The sequence below is a fragment of the Streptosporangium sp. NPDC004379 genome (assembly GCF_042873875.1).
GTDB lineage: Bacteria > Actinomycetota > Actinomycetes > Streptosporangiales > Streptosporangiaceae > Streptosporangium.
This window is the reverse complement of record NZ_JBIAMC010000012.1, coordinates 182,895-201,795: the sequence shown is the minus strand read 5'-3', so window position 1 is coordinate 201,795 and position 18,901 is coordinate 182,895. Positions and strand designations below refer to the sequence as shown.

Below are 18,901 nucleotides of genomic sequence, written 5' to 3'. Positions count from 1 at the left end.
GGGGCCGTTCGCGACCGGAGACGGACGCCGGGACGGGCGCCGCCGGAGGGGACGCGCCGGGCCGCCCCCGCGGGGAACGGCGGAGAACGGCGGGGACTCAGCAGTCCGGCAGGCAGGTGCGGCGCCGCATTCCCTCCAGGAAGAACGTGCGGACCTGGAGGATGTCCTTGGCGATGAACGCCTCGCCGCCGGTCGCCTCGGCCAGCGCGTCCATCCGGACCTTGCCCTTGGCGGCATCCGGCCCGAAGGCGATGAGCAGGATGCTGACCGGCCTGTCCGGGTCGTAGGCGTCGCGCAGGTACTTCAGGATCTCCGAGTCGGACAGGCCGCCGCCGGGGTCGTCGTTGCCCGCGCCGTCGGTCAGGACCAGAACCGTGTTGATCTTGTCATCCCGGTACTCCTCGGTCATCTGCGCGTAAGCGGCCCGGAGCGTGTCGTTCAGCCCGGTGTCGCCGGTGGGCACGGCCCGGATCGCCGCGAACTTCCGGGCCAGCAGGTCCTTGCGGAGCACGCCGTCGACGCGCTCGGCCAGCGGGCCGACCGGGACCGTCTTCCGGAAGTCCACCCCGGGGCCGTCGAGGTCGGTGGAGAACTCCCAGACGCCGATCTCACTCTTGGGCGGGAACAGCCGCATGCCCTCGATGGCGATCTTGGAGATCACCTCCATCCGGTCGCGTCCGGTTCCGGGGACCGGCAGGGCCATCGTGCCGGAGACGTCCACCAGCGCCAGCAGCCGCGTGCCGAGGTTCAGCCGCGACCACGACCGCGTCATCCGCGTGATCTCCGCGGGGCCGGGCGTCTTCAGCCGCCGGGGCGCCTCGGCCTGGAAGCCGCCGCCGGGGGAGAGCGCCGCGCCGGCCGTACCGTCCGGGGTGCGGAAGCCCTGGCGGCGCAGCTCCTCGCGGGCGGCCTCGGTGCCGAACTCGGCGGCGAAGGCCGCCGCCGCCCGCCGTACGGCCGGGTCGGCGCCGGTGACCACCAGCGGGTAGTCCAGGTCGAGGGTCCCCTCGGCCGGGTAGAGCGGCACGACCGGGACCTCGGGTTTCTCCGCGGCGCCGAACGCCCACACGCCCTGCTCGGAGGCGACGCCCACGGGGGCGCGGCTGCCCTTCACGCCGAGGCTCGACAGCAGCGCCTCCGGGTCGCGGACCGCGGAGCCGGACAGCGTCTTCAGCGCGCCGGCGAGCTGCTCCTGGCTCGTCCCGGCGGCAGCGGCCGCTCCGGAGGCGGCCAGCAGCGCGCCCAGCCCGGCCGCGTTGGCCACGGGGTCGAGCGCGAGCACCCGCACCTTGCGGCCCGGCCCCTCGACGTTGGCGACGTTCGCGGCGTCGACCACACCGCGCCAGCTCACCTCGCCGAGGTTCTTCCGCAGGTCGCCCACCACGGCCTCGGACGCCGCCAGGACGACGGGGGAGCGGGCGAGCGACGCGCCGGGGGCCGGGACGCCGGGGTTCCTCTCCCGCAGGCCGGCCACCCACAGCGACGAGTCGGGGATCCACACGTCCATCGCGCCCGGCGTGCCGGCGCCGTCCTCCAGCGCGGAGGCCACGGCCGCCGGGGCCTCCTTCGTCACCGCGACCCTGACGCAGCGGCCGCCGACGTCGTGCCGGGCCCTGGTGAAGCGTTCGGCGATCCGGGACACGGCCGGCGCGATGTCCGGTGAGGCGGCGACGCGCACCGCGACCTGCCCCCCGGCGCATCCCCGGTCCCGGTTGACGACCACGAAGGCGGCGACGCCCAGCAGCACGGCCAGTGCGACCGCGCCGGCCAGCGGGGCGAGCACCATTCCGGGCCGGGTACGGCGCTGCCTGGCCGGCGGCGAGGAGGGGGAGGGGTGGCCCTCGTCGAGCTCATCCGTCCGGTGGCGTCCGCCCACGATGCCTTCTCAAGGGGTTCGAAGTCTGGAGCCGGCGCACGCTCCACGGAACGCGCCGTGGCGGGTCACCTTATAGGTAGATGTCCCGCAATGTGCACGGAACTGTACTGGGAATGACAGGTGCGGTGAAACACCAGTCGTGGTACGGAGAACGCCGCGTGTGCCGGGACGAGACCTTTGCGGTTCCCGCGGATCCTCAGTGGTGGCAGCAGGCGTGCCCGCGCCAGGCCCGCCGGCCCTCGCGCACGGCGACCGCCGCCAGCAGCGTCGCCACGGCGGGATCGGCCCACCACCAGCCGGCCGTCTCGTTCAGCGCCAGCCCCGCGAGCACCCCGGCGGCCAGCACCGCGCACAGCAGGTTCTGGGTGCCCTCACCCGAGGTGGCGGCCGAGCCCAGCCGCGCGCCGAGCCGCCGCTTGGCCAGCCCGAGCAGCGGCATGCTCGCCAGGCTGACCGACGTCACCACCACGCCCAGGAGGCTGGGCTCGGCCCGGTGCCCCGCGTCCAGGTCGTGCGCCACATGGAGCACCAGATAGGGGGCGAGCACCCAGAAGCTGACCGCCACCGCCCTGCCCGCCTTGACCTCGGCGTCGGCCGAGCGGGTGCGCGACCCGGTGAACCGCCAGACGACGATGAGACTGGCCGCCGCCTCCACCAGCGACGACACCCCCCAGCCGATCAGCGCCAGCGAGTGGGCGCCCAGCCCGGCGGCCAGCCCGAGCACACTCTCGACGCCCAGCCACGCCAGGGTCGCCAGCGACAGGATCCGGGCCCGGCGGGCGTCGCGCAGCCACCCGTCCCCCACCACCGGCTGTGACAGCACGACCCGGTCGGCCACGACGCCCCCGATCTCCCCGACGAAGCTCCCAGCAACATACAGGTCACGGAGCGTCACGGAGGCGCGTACGCGAGGCTTCGCCGGAAAGCGGCGCGGGGTGGTCGTGGCAGTATGCCAAGGTGATTGACGCCTCCGATCCCCGACTGGCCGACTACGCCAACCTGCGCGACGTCGAGCTGCGCAAGAGCCTGGAGGCCCGGCACGGGCTCTTCATCGCCGAGGGGGAGAAGGTGATCCGCCGGGCCGTGGCCGCGGGCTACCCGGTGCGCTCGGTACTGCTGACCCGCCGTTGGGTCGCCTCCCTCTCCGACGTGCTGGAGGGTCTCGGCGATCGGGTCCACGTGGTGGACGACGCCGTCATGGAGGAGGTCACCGGCTTCCCGGTGCACCGGGGCGCGCTGGCGGCCATGGAACGCAGGGCGCTGCCCTCCGTGGCCGGGCTCCTGGGCGGCACGTCCCCGGAGGGGCCCCGGCGGGTCGTGGTCCTGGAGGACCTCGTCGACCACGGCAACGTCGGCGCGATCTTCCGGTGCGCCGCCGCCCTCGGCGTCGAGGCGGTGATCCTGTCACCCCGCTGCGCCGACCCGCTCTACCGCAGGTCGGTGAAGGTCTCGATGGGGGCGGTCTTCGCGGTGCCGTACGCGCGCATGACCGACTGGTACGGCGGGCTGGCGGAGCTGCGCGCGGCCGGGTTCCGCACCCTGGCGCTGACCCCCGACCAGTCGGCCACGCCCCTGGACCGGGCCGCCATGACCGGGCGGGTGGCGCTCCTGCTGGGCTCGGAGGGCGACGGGCTCTCCTCGCGCTGGCTGCGCGAGGCCGACGAGCCGGTCTGCATCCCGATGAGCCCGCAGGCGATGGACCTCGGCGTCGACTCCCTCAACGTGGTCGCCGCGGCGGCCATCGCCTGTCACGGCCTGATGCGCGGGCGGTGAGTTCCGGGCCGGCGCGGCGGGTCCCTCCGCGGCGCCCCGCTCACCCGGGGCCCGTCTCGCCCCGATCAAGGACAGCCTGTTCCGGGCCCGCGGCGCCCCGCTCGCGCGGGACCCGTCCGCAGGTGGTCCGGCGGGCCACCATACGGACGAACCGGCCACCCAGGTCACCAGCCCCAGTCGTTCCATCTGTTCCAATTGCTCCAGTTGTTCCACCGTCCGCCGTTGTCCCAGCGGTCCCATCTATCCCAGCGGTCCCACCGGTGCCAGCGGTTCCAGCCGCGGTGGCAGCCGCGATGGCGGGGGCAGGGACGGTACTGCAGGCCGGCGGTCTGCGTGGTGGCCGCGATGCTCTGCGAGGCGGCCTGCGGCGCCGCCACCGGTGTCACGGTCGCTCCCGCCGGCGTGGCGAACAGCGTGCCCGCGAGCAGCCCCGCCCCTGCGGCGACGGCCGGGGCGGTGATCTTCGTCCTCATGGTGACCCTCCGGGTGAAGGTGAGGACAGGATTCGTCCTCGGGGTTTCCCTGGGGGACAACACTGCCGGACAGGAATCGACCATGACACCGCAAAGAACCTACGGTTCGGCAAAAGTCACTGGATGCGCATAAATAATATATAAATAAGCTTAAGCACCTATTTCTATATTAATCATCTTATGCCCGAAACATGGGGAAAGCTGGGTTCAGACGGCCCGGTGGTACTGGTCCGGCCAGCGGGGCTCGGCTCCGAGTTCCTGGAGCTCGCGGGCGGCGAGGTTCGGCCAGTACGGCGTGCGCAGCAACTCCCGGCCGAGCAGTACGGCGTCGGCCTGGCCGGAGGCGATGATCTCCTCCGCCTGCCGGGGCTCGGTGATCTCCCCGACTGCCGCCACGGCCAGGTCCGTCTCGGCCTTCACCCGCGCGGCGAACGGCACCTGGTAGCCGGGGCCGGTCTGGATGCGCGCCCCCGGGGCGTTGCCGCCGGTCGAGGTGTCCAGCAGGTCGACGCCGTGGGCGAGCAGCTCCTTGGCCAGCCGTACGGTATCGCCGGCGGTCCAGCCCTCGCGGTCGTCCTCGGGGTTCTCGGTCAGCCAGTCGGTGGCCGAGATGCGGAAGAAGACGGGCAGTTCCTCCGGCCACACCGCGCGCACGGCGTCCACGACCTCCAGGGCGAACCGGGTGCGGCCCTCGAACGAGCCGCCGTAGGCGTCGGTGCGGCGGTTGGTGTACGGCGACAGGAACTGGTTGATCAGGTAGCCGTGCGCACCGTGCACCTCCGCCACCTGGAACCCGGCGGCCAGCGCCCGCCGGGCCGCCGCGGCGAAGTGCTCGACGAGCCGCCCGATCTCCTCGACGCTCAGCTCCGCCGGGACCGGGTGGCGGTCGGTGAAGGTCAGCGGGCTCGGCGCGACGGGCTGCCAGCCGTACCGGTCGGGGCCGAGGGGGCCGCCGCCGCGCCAGGTGACGTCGGTGGACGCCTTGCGGCCGGCGTGCGCGAGCTGGATGCCGGGAGCGGCCCCGTGCTCCTTCAGGAAGCGGGTGATCCGGGCGAATCCCTCCACCTGGCGGTCGTTCCAGATGCCGAGGTCGAAGGGGGAGATGCGGCCCTCGGGCGTGACGGCCGTGGCCTCGGTGATGATCAGCCCGGCCCCGCCCACCGCACGGGCGGCCAGGTGCGAGAGGTGCCAGTCGTGTGGAACGCCCTGCTCCGGACCTTCGGCCTCCGCCGAGTACTGGCACATCGGCGCCATCCAGACGCGGTTGGGGATCGTCAGGCCCCGCAGGGTGAGGGGTTCGAACAGCGCGCTCACGGCCTCGCTCCTTCGTCGTCGTACGGGTCGCCCGGTTCCGGGCACTCCGTGCCGGAAGCGGGGCTCGCCGTCCGGGCACCCTAGTACGATAAATCTCGTAGTACGAGAAATGTCAAATTATGATGGTTCTCGTACAATCGATGATCCCGAGGGAAGGAGTCGTCATGCGGGTCACGTCCGACAGGGCTCTCGACCACCCCCGCCGCGAGGACATCCGGCTTGAGGCCGTGCTGCACGCGCTGTCCGACCCGATGAGGCTGCGGGTGGTGGCCTTCCTGTCCGAGGTGGACGACGAGGGCGCCCCGTGTTCGGCGATCGACCTGGTGGTCAGCAAGTCGACCAGCACCCATCACTTCCGGGTGCTCCGCGAGGCCGGGGTGATCAGCCAGGTCTACCGCGGCACCGCGAAGATGAACGCGCTGCGCCGCCACGACCTCGACGAGCTCTTCCCCGGCCTGCTCGACGCCGTACTGCACGCCCACGCCGCACAGCAATGAGCCCGCTCGGGGGCGCCGGTGTCTGGACTGAGGAACGCAGCCGCGGAGCGGCGGAGTGACGAGGGAAGGCGCCGGTTACCAGCCCCCGAGCCGCGACGCGCAGCGTCGCAATGAGCCCGCTCGGGGGCGCCGGTGTCTGGACTGAGGAGGGAGCGAGCGTAGCGAGTGAACGACGAGGGAAGACATCGGTTATCAGCCCCCGAGCCGCGACGCGCAGCGTCGCCATGAGCTCAGAGGTCCCCGACCGTCCCGGAGTCCATGTCCGGTGACCCGGCGGCCTGTACGGCCGCCCAGTCCAGCAGCCGGCCGGCGCTGCTGAACCGGCGGTCCGAGCTCGGCTCGCCCAGGACGACGCCGATCAGCAGGTGCCCGTCGCGCTCGGCGGCGAACGACAGGCAGTACCCGGCGGCCCGGGTGTAACCGGTCTTGACGCCCAGTGCCCCGGGGGTCCTGCCGAGCAGCTTGTTGCTGTTGGTCCAGGTGTGCGCCCGGTGCAGCTTCGACGCCCGCACGACGTGACGCCTGGTGGAGGCGATGGTCCGCAGCACCGGGTCGTTCAGCGCGGTCTGTGCAAGCTTGGCCTGGTCGATGGCGGTGGAGTAGCCGCCGCCCGGCTTGGGGAGGCCGTCCGGGTTGGCGTAGCGGGTCAGTGACAGGCCGAGGGCGCGCGCGGCGGCGTTCATCTTGGCCGTGAACCGGGTCGCTCCCGGCCCGTAGACGCGGGCCAGGGCGTGCGAGGCGTCCGCCCCGGAGGGGAGCATCACGCCGTAGAGCAGGTCCCTGACGGTCAGGCGCTCACCGGCCCGCAGCCCCGCCGAGGTCGCGTCGTTGGTCCGCGCGTGCCGCACGTCCGAGGCGTCGATCCTGACGACGGAGTCGAGGCTCGCCTGCCGCAGCACGACGTAGGCGGTCATGACCTTGGTCAGGCTGGCGACCGGCAGCCGCCTGCTCGCCTGCCTGTCGAAGTAGGCCGTCCCGGTGGCCGCGTCGAAGAGGTAGGCCGCCTTCCCGGTGACCGCCGGCGCGGCGCTACCGGCCCGCGCGGCGGCGGGCGCGGCGCCACCGGCCCGCACGGGCCCTGTCTGTGGCCGGGCGTGGGCGGGCGCGGGCCCCGGCTGGGCGTGGGCGGGCGCGGTCACGCCGGCACCGAGGACGGTCAGTGCGGCGAGGGCGGCGCAGGCGCCCAGGCGGATTCCCCCGATCTGCATGGGAATCATGGTGACAGAACCGGCGGCCGGCATACGACCCTTGACCGTTTTTCGGGTGAGACGTCTTTCCGGTGACCGCCGTAAGGCCGGTCAGACGGCGGTCAGGGTGTCCTCGGGCCGCCGTTCGGCCTCGCGGCGACGGCGACGGCGGCGCATGACGAGGACGGTGACGGCGGCGGCCGCCATGACCGCGGCCACGGCCGCCAGCGCGGGCGACCGCGCGGCCAGTCGCAGCCAGCCCCAGATCACCGAGTACAGGCCGAAGGACGTCACCGGCACCCAGGTCAGGCAGCCGAGCGCGCTGGCCACGACGTACCAGGGGTAGGAGATCCGCAGCACCCCGGCCGTCCAGGGCAGCGTGTGCCGCAGTCCGGGGACCCAGAAGCAGCCGTAGACGGCGAGCGCCCCCCATTTCCGGACGGCGTCCTCCACCCTGCGGATGTTCTCCTGGCCGAGCCTGCGGCCCAGGCGGGAGGCGTAGAGCCGGGAGCCGAGACGGTGGCCCACCCAGTAGTAGACCTGGAACACCCCGAACAGCCCGATGCCGCCGAGGACGACCCACAGCCACAGCGGCAGGCCCCACAGCGCGGCGGAGGTGGGATCGGGGATGCCCGCCGCCGGAGATCGCACCGGTGAACACCCCCCTCACGCTCGCATCGTCGACACACGACGGATATGTCGGATATTAGGTCAGGCTTACCTGTTCGATACTACGGAACCCCTGCAAGCGGACGTCAAGCAGAGATCAACCGTACCCGCGTACACCTGATACGAGGAGAGGAAGGTGTGCGGTCATGGGTCCGCGGAGCGGTTGGGTCACGGTGCTGGCGAGCGGAACCGCGAACGTCGCGAAACTGCTCGTGGCGAGCCTCGCCTTCGCCGGAGCCTACGCGGGCACGACCCTGGAGCACGCCGGCTCCGCCCCGGGCATGACGGCCCGCCAGGCCGGCCCCGCTCCGGGAACGACGGTCCGCCGCACCGGCTCCGTCCCGGGGGCGGCGGTCTTCACCGCGGACGAGCGGCCGGAGCCCCTCTGCCGGGTCAGCCGTCGAGCGACCGCTGCGCCGCCTCGATCCAGCGGGTCACCCCGACCCGCCGCGCCACCGCGAGCGCCTTCTCGTAGTGCGGCCGCACCGCGTCGGTGAGCCCGAGCCGCAGCGCCAGGTCGCCGAGCGTCAGCGCCACCGGCCACAGCGCCACCACGCCGGTGCCCGCCCCGGCGATCCGCTCGGAGAACGGCTTGAGCGTGTCGTACGCCTCGGTCATCCGCTCCCGGTCGTCCAGCAGCATGCCCGCCAGCGCCCGCCAGATCATCGCCAGCTCATAGAGGAAGTCGGGCCGCACCGGCGTCTTCACCGCGATGACCGCCCCGGCGTCGCGGGCGTGCCCGGCCGAGGCCAGCGCCACCGCGTAGGCGTCGGTCGTCCACTTGGCCCCGCGCTGGTGGGCCTCGGCCAGGGGCTCCACCATCTCGGCGGCCCGGCCGTTCACCAGCCGCAGGCAGAACGCGGTGATCAGCGGCAGGTCCTGGCGGCCCTCCAGCATCCCGGCCCGCGCGGTCAGCCGTGCGGCGTCGCGGTAGGCGCGCTCCGCGCCCGCGAAGTCACCGGCGATCATCAGGCGCTGCCCGGCGTACCAGGCGCCCACGGCGGCCGGGGCGGGCAGGCCGTACCGCCGGGCCAGCCGTTCGGCGGCGGCGACGTGCGCGTCGGCGTCGGCGAACGCGCCCGACGCGGCGGCGCACTCCATCAGCACCAGGTGAGCCAGGGCCTGGACCGAGACCTGCCCGCTCGCCTCGCCGACCTCCAGCAGCTCCCGGCCGATGACCTCGCGCTCGCCGACCGGGGTGATGCCGTAGGACTGACGCAGTCGTCCGCTCAGCGCGGTCGCCAGCAGCGCCGGGTCACCGGTCCGCCGGGCCAGCTCCTCGGCCTCCAGCGACGCCTGCTCGCCGCGCGGCGTGGCCGACCCCTCCAGCTCCAGCGCGAGCGTGGCCAGCAGGCTCGCCCGCAGCGACTGCTCGGCGGCCGGCAGCTCCACCAGCGCCTGTTCGGCGACGTCGACGATCTCCCACGCGGTGCGGGTGAAGTCGCGGGCCATGCCCTTGTGCGGTACGGCCAGCGAGGCCGCGACCCGGGCGGTGAGCTCCAGGTCGCCCAGCGGCCGGGCCGCGTCCATCGCCTCGCGCCGCCGCCTGCGGGCCGCCGCCATGTCCCCGCACAGGGCCAGCGCCTTGATGAGGTTCAGGGTGAGCAGCAGCCGCTCGCGGGTGGTCTCGGGGGTGTGGGTCACGCCGGAACGGTCGAAGGCGGCCACGGCCCGCTCCCACAGCGTGGCGGCCTCGCGGTGGGCGAAGCGGCGCTCGGCCTGCGCGGCGGCGAGCCGGGCGTAGTGGACCGCCTTGCCCGCCGTCTCCGTGGTGCCCGCCGCGTCGTAGTGGTGTGCCAGGGCCGCCACGTCGCCGGGGTTCCTGCGTTCGATCACCGCGGCCACCGCGGCGTGCAGCCGGGAACGGCGCAGCCGGGAGGCGTCGGAGTAGACCGTGTCACGGACCAGGTCGTGGTCGAACCGCAGCAGGCCCGGCCCCGGCTCGGTGACCAGCCCGGCCAGCAGCGCCGCCTCCACCGCGTCCACCACGGCGTCCTCGTCGCCCGCGACGTCCACCAGCACGTCCACGTCGACGTCGCGGCCGATCACCGCGGCCTGCAGCAGGATCTGCTGAGCCGCGGCGGGCAGCCGGGAGATCCGCCGCCGCAGCACGTCGCGGACCCCGGACGGCACACCGGAGAGCACCTCGGCGGCCGTCGCGCGGTCGCGCGTCGCCTCGGCGTCCAGCAGGCGTACGGTCTCCCGGACGAAGAAGGGGTTGCCGCCGGTCCGCTCGGCGATGGTGCCGACCGCGTCCTCGTCGACCTCCCGCACACAGGTCGCCCGGACCAGCTCGGCGACCGCGTCGGCGTCGAGGCCGTCCAGGCCCACCCGGACCGGCCCGAGCCGGGCCAGCGCGGCCAGCACTTCGGCCTGCCGGTCGCTCAGCTCGCTGTCGCGGCAGGTCACCACCAGCAGCACGCGGCTGGTGGACAGCAGGCTCGGCAGCGCGCGCAGCAGCGCCAGGGTCTGGTCGTCGGCCCAGTGCAGGTCTTCCAGCGTCAGCAGGATCGGCGCCGAGCGGGCGGCCGCGGCGATGTAGCCGCCCACCGCCCGGTGCAGCCGGAAACCCCCAGAAGCCTGGTCGTCGTCCGGCTCGGGGGCCGCGTCGTCCAGCAGCGGGGCGAGCAGCTGGGCGTACTCGCCGGGCCCGGCCGCGTCCACCAGGGTCCGCAGGATCTCCACCCAGGCCCAGCCCGGCGGGGTGGCGCTGCTGTCGGGACAGGCGCCGGAGGCGGCGACCCAGCCGTCGGCGGTGAGCCGCGAGGCCAGCCGGCGGACCAGCGTGGTCTTGCCCGCGCCCGCGTCGCCGCCGACCAGCGAGACGGTGAAGCGGGCGGTCCTGGCGGCGGCCGCGGTCAACCGGCCCAGCTCGGCGTCCCGGCCGACGAACGGCTCGGTCTCCAGCGGCGGCGGCTCCACCGCGCCCGCCGTACCGCCCGCGCCCGCCGCGGGCCTGGGCGGCCAGGTGTCGGCCGGGACCGCGGCGCGCTGCCGGACGACCGGCACGGCCAGCTCCAGCCCCGGGTCCTGGGCGAGGATGTCGGACTCCAGCTTGCGCAGCGCCGGGCCGGGGTCGATGCCCAGCTCGTCGGCGAGGATCGCGCGAGCCCGGCGCAGCGCGGCGAGCGCGTCGCCCTGCCGCCCGCAGCGGTACAGGCCCAGGGCCAGCAGCCGCCAGCCCTCCTCGCGCAGCGGATGCCGCGCGGTCAGCGCCTCCAGGTCGGGCACCGACTCCGCGGGCATGCCCAGGCGCAGGCCGCTGTCGGCGTGCCGTTCCAGCGCCACCAGGCGCAGCTCGGCCAGCCGGTTGACCTCGGCCTCGGCCCACGGCTGGTCGGCGAAGTCGGAGTAGGGCGTGCCGCGCCACAGCGCCAGCGCCTTCGCGAGGCGCGCCCGGGCCGAGACGGGGTCGTCGCCCTCCAGCTGCTCCCCGGCGGTGCGGACCAGGGCCTCGAACCGCAGGGCGTCCACCTGGTCGGGTCCGGCCCGCAGGGCGTACCCCGAGGCGACGGTCACCAGCAGCCGGTTGGGCCCCCCGCGCGGGCGGCCGGGCTCCAGGACCCGCCGCAGCCTGGAGACGTACACCTGGAGGTTGGCCTGGGCGCCGCGGGCGCCGTCGTCGTCCCACAGGTCGTACAGCAGTGAGTCGACCGGGACGACCTGCCCGCGCGCCACGAGCAGCCGGGCGAGGACGGCGCGCTGACGCAGCCCGCCGAGGTCGAGCTCGTCATCATCCGAATGCGCCTCGACCGGCCCGAGAACCCGGAACGCCACCATGTCAGGCGCCACGCTATGCGTGCCTTCGAATCGCGCACAAGGTCTTTCCCATCTAACGGCGGGCCGGCTCCTCCGCGCGGGCCGGGGTGGCGTTCTCACGCCGGCGCAGAAGCGCCCACGCGCCGAGCGCCAGGCCGCCGAAGGGGATTTCGACAGTGTAGGTCCAGAACCCGAAGAGCAGCGCGGCGGCGGTCGCCGAGTCGACCGGGGCGCCGAAGAAGACCAGTGCGCCGACGGTGCCGGCCTCCATGATCCCGGCCCCGCTCGGGGTCACCAGGGCGGTGGTCAGCACCCTGGACAATGCGAACGCGGCGACCGACTGGGCCAGCCCGGTGTAGGCGCCGGTGGCGTGCAGGCAGCAGACCAGGATCAGCCACTGCAGCCCGAGGAAGAAGATCATGCCAAGTGTCAGCCCGGGCCAGCGGCGCCGGACGATCTCGGAGGTGTCGGCGCGCAGCTTCTCCAGCGCCTGGGAGGGCCCGTGCCGGTCGGGCCTGACCTTCGCGGGGAGCAGCCTGGCGAGGCCGTCGAGGAGGCGGCCGAGGAGGGCCGCGGCGCGGTCCCAGTAGAGGGCGGCGGTCACGACGGCGACCAGGGCCAGGATGGACAGCACGCCCGCCCAGGCCGCGCCGGTCACGGCGGGGTTGAGGTCCTGGCCGCTGAACAGCAGGGCCACGATGCCCACGGCGGGCAGGATGAACCGGAAGAGGGTGTTCCAGACGCCGCTGACCAGGGTGGAGACCACGACGGCCCGGAGCGGGAAACCCCAGCCCTTGGTCATCGCGACGGTCATCGCGACCCCGGCGGCGCCGCCGAACGGCAGGAGGTTGCTCACCGCGCTGCCCGCCGCGTTGAGCGTCAGAGCCTGCGGGTGCGTCAGGCCCGGCAGGGAGGCGGTCAGCACGAACGTGTAGGCCAGCAGGCTCGCCAGCCAGACGGCCGTCATCAGCGCGACCATCTGCCAGCTCAGCCCGGCGAACTGCGCGCCGATCCGCGACCAGGAGACGTGCTCGCCGGTCATCGCCTCCAGGATCTCCGGCAGGAAGCGCACCAGCGTGGCGGCCAGCGCCAGCGACACCGCCGACAACCCGATCTGGACCCACTTGTTCTTCATCGCACCCCCATGAACCAGTCTGCCGGTCCGGGGCTCATCCTTTCGACGGAACTTCGAAGGGATGCTTCAGCCTCGTGCCGGGCGGCAGGCCGCGCTGAACGTACCACTCGGTGCCGAAGACGAGGCGGTAGAGGGGTCCGGGAACCTTGAGCATCACGCCCAGCGTCCGGGTGTCGGCTCCGGTGGCCTGGGAGGCGTGGGCGGCCATGCTGGCCCGCTTCTGGCGGGCGAAGCGCCGCACGGCCACCCGGTGGGTGATCGCCTCGCCGGGGGAGTAGGCGCCCTCGAAGGCGCGGATGTCGAGCTGCGGGTAGAAGCGGCTGATCAGGCGGATGCCCTTGAGCAGCGGGTCGCGGTTGACCGTGGCCTCCAGCACGATCGGGGTGCCGGCGATCTCCGCGGCCCGGGCGCCTACCCGGTGCACCTGGACGTGGTCGGGGTGGCCGTAGCCCCCGGCCGGGTCGTAGGTCGTCAGCAGGCCGGCGTCCTCCTCGGTGAGGATCGCCGCGAGCCGCCGGGCGGCCTCCTCGGTGTCGGCGTCGATGAACGCGTTGTCCGGGCGGTCGTCGGCGACCCCGCCGCCGGGCGCCAGCCCGGAGTCGCCGTACCCGAGGTTCACCACGCGGGCGCAGCCCAGCGCCGCCGCCGACCGATACAGCTCGGCGACCCGGGCCGCGCCCAGCGCCTCGCCCGGCTCCAGGTCGGCCTGGCCGCGCTCGCCGGAGGTCGCCACCACGAGGACCACCCGGTGCCCCTCGGCCGCGAGCATGGCCATGGTCCCCGCGGTCAGCAGGGCCTCGTCATCGGGATGGGCATGGAAGAACACGGCTGTCCTGACGGTCTTGATCGCCCTCACTCCGTTCGCGCGGTCCGTCTCCCGCTCATGGGGCCTCCCCAGACGGGCACGCAGGCATGATCTCACGCGGGGATACGCTGGCACGGTGAGGATCCTCCACGTCAGCGATTGTTACCTGCCGCGCCTGGGCGGGATCGAGGTCCAGGTCGCCGATCTGATCCGGTCGCAGCGCGAGGCGGGCCACGACGTCGAGGTGGCGACCGCCACGCCGGGCGAGCCCCTGCCGGGGGTGCACCGGATCGTCGCGGGGCTGCCCTTCGACCTGCCGGTCCACCCGTTCGGGGTCGGGCACCTGCTGCGGCTGATGAGGGCCCGACGGCCCGACGTGGTCCACGTGCACACCGGCGCGGTCTCGCCGTTCGCCTGGATGGGCGTCCGCGCGGCCGTACGGCTCGGGCTGCCCGCCGTGGTGACCGTGCACAGCATGTGGGACCCGGTCACCCGCGCCGTCTACACCGGTCTGCGGCTGGCGTTCGAGTGGCACCGCTGGGGGCTGGTGGGCACCACGGTGAGCGAGGCGGCGGCCCGGCCGATCCGCGCGGTGGCCGGCCGGGGCGTCCCGGTGCACGTCGTCTCCAACGGCCTCGACGTCTCCGGCTGGCGCGCCGCCGGCCCGGCCCGGCGGACGCCGGACGGCGAGCCGGTGCACGTCGTCGCGGTGGGGCGGCTGGCGCCCCGCAAGCAGCCGGTCCGGCTGCTGCGGCTGCTGAGGGAGGCCAGGGCGCAGGTCCCCCGGGACGTCCCGATGCGGGCCACGATCGTCGGGGACGGCCCGGCGCGCGCCCAGATGGAGCGTTACCTGCGGTCCAACGGCATGACCGGGTGGGTGTCGCTGCCCGGCCGCTACGACCGCGACCGGATCCGCGAGCTGCTCGCCACCGCGGACGTGTTCGTCGCCCCCGCGCCCCGCGAGTCGTTCGGGCTGGCGGCGCTGGAGGCCAGGGCGGCGGGCGTGCCGGTGGTCGCGCGGGCGCAGAGCGGGGTGGCCGACTTCGTGCGGCCCGGCAAGGAGGGGCTGCTGGGAAAGAGCTTCGACGGCCTGGTCGCGGCGGTGGCCGGGCTGGTGCGCGACCGCGGGCTGCGCGAGGCGATCGCGGCGCACAACCGCGCGACCGAGCCGGTCCGCAGCTCCTGGCCGGCCGTGCTGGAGGGCTTCGACCGCTGCTACGAGCAGGCGCGCGGAGCGCGGGGCTGAGCTGCAAGGGGTCGTACGGGGCCGGCGGGTGATCCGTGCGCGGCCGGTACGGCGGGGCGTGCGGCCGCACGGCCCGGCCCCTCGGGCAGGCCGGTCCGTGCGGCGGGACGGGCGCCTCCCGGGGAGATCGGGGAGGGATCGGGGAGGCGCGGCGCGCGTCAGGAGCAGGCGGCGTTCATCTTGGTGCCGGCCGAGACGATCTTGCCGCTGAGGCCCTGCATCGCTCCGGCGGCGGCCCCCGGGTCGTTGGGGTCGATCTTCAGGCTTCCGAAGGATGCGGCCAGGTCGTTGAGCCCCGAGGCGAGGTCGCCGTCGGCCTTGGCGGCCATGGCCTTCATGTCCGAGGCGAACTTCTCGTTCACCGCGTTGAGCTTCTCCATGTCCACACCGACGCCCGCCACGTCGGTCTTGTAGTCGTTCATGAGCTTCAGCGCGTCGGCGCACATCGCCGCGTCGCCGCCCGCGCCGCAGGCGGCGGACAGGGAGAGGAGGACGGCTCCCGCGACGGTGGCGGCGATACGGCGGGAGGGGAGGAGGGAGAACATCTTTGCCTTTCATTGCCTTTTACGACAGGTGCACCCTAGAGGCGTCACTTGCCGGGCACTTGACAGATGCTTAAAAAGGCGGCGGCTGTGACTCGGCGTGATCCTCGCCCCGCTTCGGGTAAGGGGACGGTATGGCTGAGGCGACCGTCGATCCCGAAACCGTCCAGCACTCGCTGAAGCGGGTCATCGGGCGCAAGGTGCTGTTGCTGTTCGTCATCGGGGACATCCTCGGCGCGGGGATCTACGCCCTGGTCGGGAAGGTGGCCGGCTACGTCGGCGGGGCGCTGTGGCTGCCCTTCCTCATCGCCTTCGTGCTCGCGGCCCTCACCGCCACGGCCTACGCCGAACTGGTCGGCAAGTATCCCCGGGCGGCCGGCGCGGCGCTGTACGCCAACAAGGCGTTCGGCATCCCCTTTGTCACGTTCATGGTGGCGTTCACCGTACTGATGAGCGGGATCACCTCGGCGAGCGCGGCGGCCCGCGCCTTCGGCGGCAACTACCTGGGCGAGTTCGTCACGCTGCCGACGGTCATCGGCGCGCTGATCTTCCTCGGCCTGGTCACGCTGGTGAACTTCGCCGGCATCTCCGAGTCGGTCAGGGTCAACGTGGTCCTGACGATCATCGAGGCGTTCGGCCTGCTGGTCATCGTCGCGATCGGGATCTACGCCCTGGTCTCCGGTGAGGGCGAGCCCGCCCGGGCGGTGCAGTTCCATCCGGTCAACGGCGCGTTCCTCGGCGTCCTCGGCGGCACGGCCCTCGCCTTCTACGCGCTGCTCGGCTTCGAGGACTCGGTCAACCTCGCCGAGGAGTGCCGCGACCCGCAGCGGGACTTCCCCCGCGCCCTGTTCGGCGGCATCACCGTGGCCGCGCTGATCTACATGGCCGTCGCCTTCACCGCGACGATGCTGGTGGACACCAGGACCCTGACCGAGTCCACCGGGCCGCTGCTGGAGGTGGTCAAGGTCGCGGGCCTGGCGTTCCCGCCGAAGCTGTTCGCGCTCATCGCCCTGCTGGCCGTGGGAAACACCGCGCTGATCAACATGCTGATGGCCTCGCGCCTGGTGTACGGCATGGCCCGCGAGGGCATCGTGCCCGGGGTCTTCGCGGCCGTCCACCGCCGCAGGTCCACCCCGTGGGTGGCCATCCTGTTCACCGTGGGCGTCGCGGTGGCGCTGGTGATCACCGGTGACGTGAGCGGCCTGGCGGACACGACCGTGCTCCTGCTGCTGTGCGTGTTCGCGATCGTCAACGTGGCCGTGCTGGTCCTGCGCAGGGACCCGGTGGAGCACGAGCACTACCGGGCCCCGAAGTGGATGCCCGTCCTGGGCGCGGTGGTCTGTGTCGTGCTGGCGCTGCCCGTCACGGGCCGCGAAGGGGAGGTCTACCTTCGCGCGGGCGCGCTCCTGGCCGTGGGGGTGGTCCTGTGGTTCGCCAACCGGCTGTTCCTGCGGAGGAAGGACGGACGGCGCGGGAAGCCGTCAGAAGGGGAGCCTTCGGCCTGAGGGCGTGCGCAGGTCGAGGGGCACGGGCGGACGAGGCGGACGGGGCTTCTGGACGATTTGTACCCTTTTCATCTCCGACTCCCTTTAGGTGGAGTTTCGGAGAGACTACGTCAACGCCTCGGGGATTTCGCATCTTTTGTCCACATGTCGAGACGGCATCATCCACGATGACACCTTCCACGCGGAGGCGTCGCGGGCCCTTCCGTGAGACGACGGCCCGGATCCTGAATACTCCCGTCGACGTGGGGCACCTGTCACCCGAAGGGGATTGACGGGCGTCACGGAAGGGGGAACCCCTGCCGGACCCGCGGGCGCCGCACACCACCGGGCGCGTGCGAGGATCGGGTGGAGACGCCGGGCGCCGAGGGCGCCGGACGGCCGCACCACCAAGGCGGTCCGCTCCGTGTGAGAAGGTTGCATGGCTGAGAAGGGCCGCTGTAGAAGGTTGATCATGTTCGTGGGTAATGAGCCGGAGCCCAGTTTCACGGCGACGTCAGGACTGCATGGTTCGACGATCGTCGTGCAGGCCAGCGGCGAACTGGATCACTACCACACGCCGATCCTGCGGGCCGAGCTGAGCAAGGTCTGGGGTGCCGCGCCGTCGAAGACCGTCATCCTCGACCTGTCCGCCCTGACCTTCTGCGACTCCTCCGGCATCGGCGAGCTGCTCCAGGCACGGCACAACGGCCAGGTCAGGGGCTTCCGGTTCATCCTCACCGGCATCCAGGGCAACCTGGCCCGGCGGCTCAACCTCGCCGGTCTCACCCAGGTCTTCGAGGTCTTCCCCTCCGTCACCGAGGCCCTGGAAGCCACCACCTGCTGAGGTGGGAAAAGACCCCGCAGACCACAGCGGGCCGTCTCCTCCGGTGCGCGGAGCCCGGTTCCGCCTCCTTGATCCGGAGATCACCTTCATACCGGGCACATGACCGATGCCCGTCAGCGAAAATCGATCCCCCGGGGAAGGTCACGGTCGCGCGGAAACTCGACGCCGTCGTCCCAGCCGGGCGCCGAGAGGAGAAACTCCCTGAGATCAGGGAGGTCGCCCCCGGGTCGACGGCATCCGGCGATGCCCATGACGGCGGCGACCTCCTCACCATGCCGGTCGGCCACCTCGGCGCCTTCGGCGGCGGCGCGCCGTACGGCCTCGCCGAAACGCCGCTCCGCCTCCTGGGCCTGCCGTTCACGCATGAGGACCTCCTGTCCGGCCGGGTTGAGACGCACGTTAGCCGGACCTGAGGTCGGAGGAGGCCGTTTCAGATCGTCGCGGCCGCCCGTACGGGTGCCGATGACTCGGCCGCGCGGTGGGAGCGGCGCTCGCGCAGGATGGTGCGGAGCACCCGCCAGCCGTCCCGTACGGCGTTCAGGTTGCTGACGCCGTGGATGCGGCTGCGTTCGTGGCTGGGCACCTCACGGATCACCAGGCCGGCGCGGGCCGCGCGGATGTTCATCAGGGTCTCCACCTCGAAGCCGTCGCAGTCGAGGCCGAGGGCGTCGAGGTGGCGTGCCCAGAAGGCGTTGTAGCCGTAGCACAGGTCGGTGTATCGGGTGCCGTGCAGCCCGTTGGTGATCATGGTCAGCGCCCTGTTGCCCAGCGAGCGCATCGGGCTGAGATCGTCGGATCCGCCTCCGGGGGCGTAGCGGGAACCCTTGGCGAAGTCGGCGCCCTCGACCAGCGCGGTCACGAAGGCGAAGATCTCACGGCCGTCGGTGGAGCCGTCGGCGTCGATCATGACGATGATGTCGCCCGTGGCGGCGGCGAACCCCTCGGCGAGGGCGTTGCCCTTGCCCCTGCGGGTCTGGACGACCACGCGCAGGGCGGGACGGAGGGACCGGGCCACGGCCACGGTGTCGTCGGTGGAGTTGCCGTCGACGAGGATCACCTCGTCGATCCACGAGGGAAGGGTCGCGAAGACGTGCGGGAGGTTGGCGGCTTCGTTGAGGGCGGGGACCACCACGCTGACGCTGACGGGGAAGGGACGGCTGCTCATGGTCCCAAGGTCCTCCGGACCGCCTGCAACCTGCTTGAATCCTCCTTGCAACGCCCATGGCACGGCCACTGCACGGTCGCGGGACGGTCTCGCCGCGCGGCCTCGGGTGAGGCTCGGGCGTGACCTCCGTAC

At 73.1% G+C, this 18,901-nt stretch carries 17 protein-coding genes; 5 read left to right on the top strand and 12 right to left on the bottom strand.

Going from position 1 to position 18,901, the window contains the following annotated elements:
• Nucleotides 1-97: 97 nt before the first annotated feature.
• Nucleotides 98-1,876: a substrate-binding domain-containing protein gene (locus tag ACFYSC_RS25385; RefSeq protein WP_389966333.1), complete on the bottom strand. Its 1,779-nt coding sequence runs from the start codon at nucleotides 1,874-1,876 to the stop codon at nucleotides 98-100.
• A 196-nt stretch (nucleotides 1,877-2,072) separates the two neighbouring features.
• On the bottom strand, nucleotides 2,073-2,771 hold the full coding sequence (locus tag ACFYSC_RS25380) for a cation transporter (RefSeq protein WP_389966330.1): 699 nt from the start codon (nucleotides 2,769-2,771) through the stop codon (nucleotides 2,073-2,075).
• Nucleotides 2,772-2,833: 62 nt separating this feature from the next.
• Here ACFYSC_RS25380 and ACFYSC_RS25375 point away from each other — a divergent pair, with 62 nt between their 5' ends.
• Nucleotides 2,834-3,649, top strand: a complete 816-nt coding sequence (locus ACFYSC_RS25375) for an RNA methyltransferase (RefSeq protein ID WP_362930062.1) — start codon at nucleotides 2,834-2,836, stop codon at nucleotides 3,647-3,649.
• A 164-nt stretch (nucleotides 3,650-3,813) separates the two neighbouring features.
• Here ACFYSC_RS25375 and ACFYSC_RS25370 read toward each other — a convergent pair whose 3' ends face one another.
• Together ACFYSC_RS25370 and ACFYSC_RS25365 are read right to left on the bottom strand one after the other, a co-directional pair.
• Nucleotides 3,814-4,122, bottom strand: coding sequence for a hypothetical protein (locus ACFYSC_RS25370; RefSeq protein WP_389966327.1), 309 nt, complete (start codon nucleotides 4,120-4,122; stop codon nucleotides 3,814-3,816).
• A gap of 207 nt (nucleotides 4,123-4,329) precedes the next feature.
• A complete protein-coding gene (locus tag ACFYSC_RS25365; protein WP_389966324.1) occupies nucleotides 4,330-5,436 on the bottom strand; it encodes an NADH:flavin oxidoreductase/NADH oxidase in 1,107 nt (368 codons plus the stop codon).
• 164 nt (nucleotides 5,437-5,600) lie between these two features.
• Between ACFYSC_RS25365 and ACFYSC_RS25360 the strand changes: the two genes are divergently transcribed.
• A complete protein-coding gene (locus tag ACFYSC_RS25360; protein WP_389966321.1) occupies nucleotides 5,601-5,933 on the top strand; it encodes an ArsR/SmtB family transcription factor in 333 nt (110 codons plus the stop codon).
• Nucleotides 5,934-6,163: 230 nt separating this feature from the next.
• Here the strand turns inward: ACFYSC_RS25360 and ACFYSC_RS25355 are convergent, their stop codons facing one another.
• The 5 genes from ACFYSC_RS25355 to ACFYSC_RS25335 all read right to left on the bottom strand — a co-directional run bounded on the left by ACFYSC_RS25355 (nucleotide 6,164) and on the right by ACFYSC_RS25335 (nucleotide 13,509).
• The gene (locus tag ACFYSC_RS25355) at nucleotides 6,164-7,141 is read right to left on the bottom strand and encodes a D-alanyl-D-alanine carboxypeptidase family protein (RefSeq protein WP_389966318.1); all 978 of its coding nucleotides are present in this window, start codon (nucleotides 7,139-7,141) and stop codon (nucleotides 6,164-6,166) included.
• A 90-nt stretch (nucleotides 7,142-7,231) separates the two neighbouring features.
• Nucleotides 7,232-7,771, bottom strand: a complete 540-nt coding sequence (locus ACFYSC_RS25350; protein WP_389966315.1) for a DedA family protein — start codon at nucleotides 7,769-7,771, stop codon at nucleotides 7,232-7,234.
• Between the two features lie 411 nt (nucleotides 7,772-8,182).
• On the bottom strand, nucleotides 8,183-11,581 hold the full coding sequence (locus ACFYSC_RS25345) for a BTAD domain-containing putative transcriptional regulator (RefSeq protein WP_389966312.1): 3,399 nt from the start codon (nucleotides 11,579-11,581) through the stop codon (nucleotides 8,183-8,185).
• Nucleotides 11,582-11,621: 40 nt separating this feature from the next.
• Nucleotides 11,622-12,683, bottom strand: a complete 1,062-nt coding sequence (locus ACFYSC_RS25340; protein WP_389966310.1) for a YbhN family protein — start codon at nucleotides 12,681-12,683, stop codon at nucleotides 11,622-11,624.
• A gap of 34 nt (nucleotides 12,684-12,717) precedes the next feature.
• Nucleotides 12,718-13,509: a PIG-L deacetylase family protein gene (locus ACFYSC_RS25335; RefSeq protein ID WP_389966307.1), complete on the bottom strand. Its 792-nt coding sequence runs from the start codon at nucleotides 13,507-13,509 to the stop codon at nucleotides 12,718-12,720.
• A 115-nt stretch (nucleotides 13,510-13,624) separates the two neighbouring features.
• Between ACFYSC_RS25335 and ACFYSC_RS25330 the strand changes: the two genes are divergently transcribed.
• Complete coding sequence (locus tag ACFYSC_RS25330) at nucleotides 13,625-14,734, top strand: glycosyltransferase family 4 protein (protein WP_389966304.1); 1,110 nt, start codon at nucleotides 13,625-13,627, stop codon at nucleotides 14,732-14,734.
• Nucleotides 14,735-14,892: 158 nt separating this feature from the next.
• On the opposite strand, the gene ACFYSC_RS25325 is transcribed toward ACFYSC_RS25330, so the two are convergent.
• A complete protein-coding gene (locus ACFYSC_RS25325) occupies nucleotides 14,893-15,279 on the bottom strand; it encodes a hypothetical protein (protein WP_389966301.1) in 387 nt (128 codons plus the stop codon).
• Between the two features lie 131 nt (nucleotides 15,280-15,410).
• On the opposite strand from ACFYSC_RS25325, the gene ACFYSC_RS25320 reads away from it, so the two are divergent.
• Together ACFYSC_RS25320 and ACFYSC_RS25315 are read left to right on the top strand one after the other, a co-directional pair.
• Nucleotides 15,411-16,781: an APC family permease gene (locus ACFYSC_RS25320; protein ID WP_362930084.1), complete on the top strand. Its 1,371-nt coding sequence runs from the start codon at nucleotides 15,411-15,413 to the stop codon at nucleotides 16,779-16,781.
• A 451-nt stretch (nucleotides 16,782-17,232) separates the two neighbouring features.
• On the top strand, nucleotides 17,233-17,604 hold the full coding sequence (locus ACFYSC_RS25315; RefSeq protein WP_362930086.1) for an STAS domain-containing protein: 372 nt from the start codon (nucleotides 17,233-17,235) through the stop codon (nucleotides 17,602-17,604).
• A 113-nt stretch (nucleotides 17,605-17,717) separates the two neighbouring features.
• Here ACFYSC_RS25315 and ACFYSC_RS25310 read toward each other — a convergent pair whose 3' ends face one another.
• Together ACFYSC_RS25310 and ACFYSC_RS25305 are read right to left on the bottom strand one after the other, a co-directional pair.
• Nucleotides 17,718-17,969 (bottom strand): prevent-host-death protein, encoded by a 252-nt coding sequence (locus ACFYSC_RS25310; protein WP_389966296.1) that lies wholly within the window; start codon nucleotides 17,967-17,969, stop codon nucleotides 17,718-17,720.
• 65 nt (nucleotides 17,970-18,034) lie between these two features.
• Nucleotides 18,035-18,769, bottom strand: a complete 735-nt coding sequence (locus ACFYSC_RS25305) for a glycosyltransferase family 2 protein (RefSeq protein ID WP_389966293.1) — start codon at nucleotides 18,767-18,769, stop codon at nucleotides 18,035-18,037.
• Between the last annotated feature and the right edge of the window lie 132 nt (nucleotides 18,770-18,901).

Excerpts from the sequence above, each read along its gene's own strand:
- ACFYSC_RS25370 (WP_389966327.1), bottom strand. The coding sequence starts at position 4,122 with ATGAGGACGAAGATCACCGCCCCGGCCGTCGCCGCAGGGGCGGGGCTG.
- ACFYSC_RS25360 (WP_389966321.1), top strand. The coding sequence starts at position 5,601 with ATGCGGGTCACGTCCGACAGGGCTCTCGACCACCCCCGCCGCGAGGAC.
- ACFYSC_RS25355 (WP_389966318.1), bottom strand. The coding sequence starts at position 7,141 with ATGCAGATCGGGGGAATCCGCCTGGGCGCCTGCGCCGCCCTCGCCGCA.
- ACFYSC_RS25340 (WP_389966310.1), bottom strand. The coding sequence starts at position 12,683 with ATGAAGAACAAGTGGGTCCAGATCGGGTTGTCGGCGGTGTCGCTGGCG.
- ACFYSC_RS25325 (WP_389966301.1), bottom strand. The coding sequence starts at position 15,279 with ATGTTCTCCCTCCTCCCCTCCCGCCGTATCGCCGCCACCGTCGCGGGA.
- ACFYSC_RS25320 (WP_362930084.1), top strand. The coding sequence starts at position 15,411 with ATGGCTGAGGCGACCGTCGATCCCGAAACCGTCCAGCACTCGCTGAAG.
- ACFYSC_RS25315 (WP_362930086.1), top strand. The coding sequence starts at position 17,233 with ATGTTCGTGGGTAATGAGCCGGAGCCCAGTTTCACGGCGACGTCAGGA.
- ACFYSC_RS25310 (WP_389966296.1), bottom strand. The coding sequence starts at position 17,969 with ATGCGTGAACGGCAGGCCCAGGAGGCGGAGCGGCGTTTCGGCGAGGCC.
- ACFYSC_RS25305 (WP_389966293.1), bottom strand. The coding sequence starts at position 18,769 with ATGAGCAGCCGTCCCTTCCCCGTCAGCGTCAGCGTGGTGGTCCCCGCC.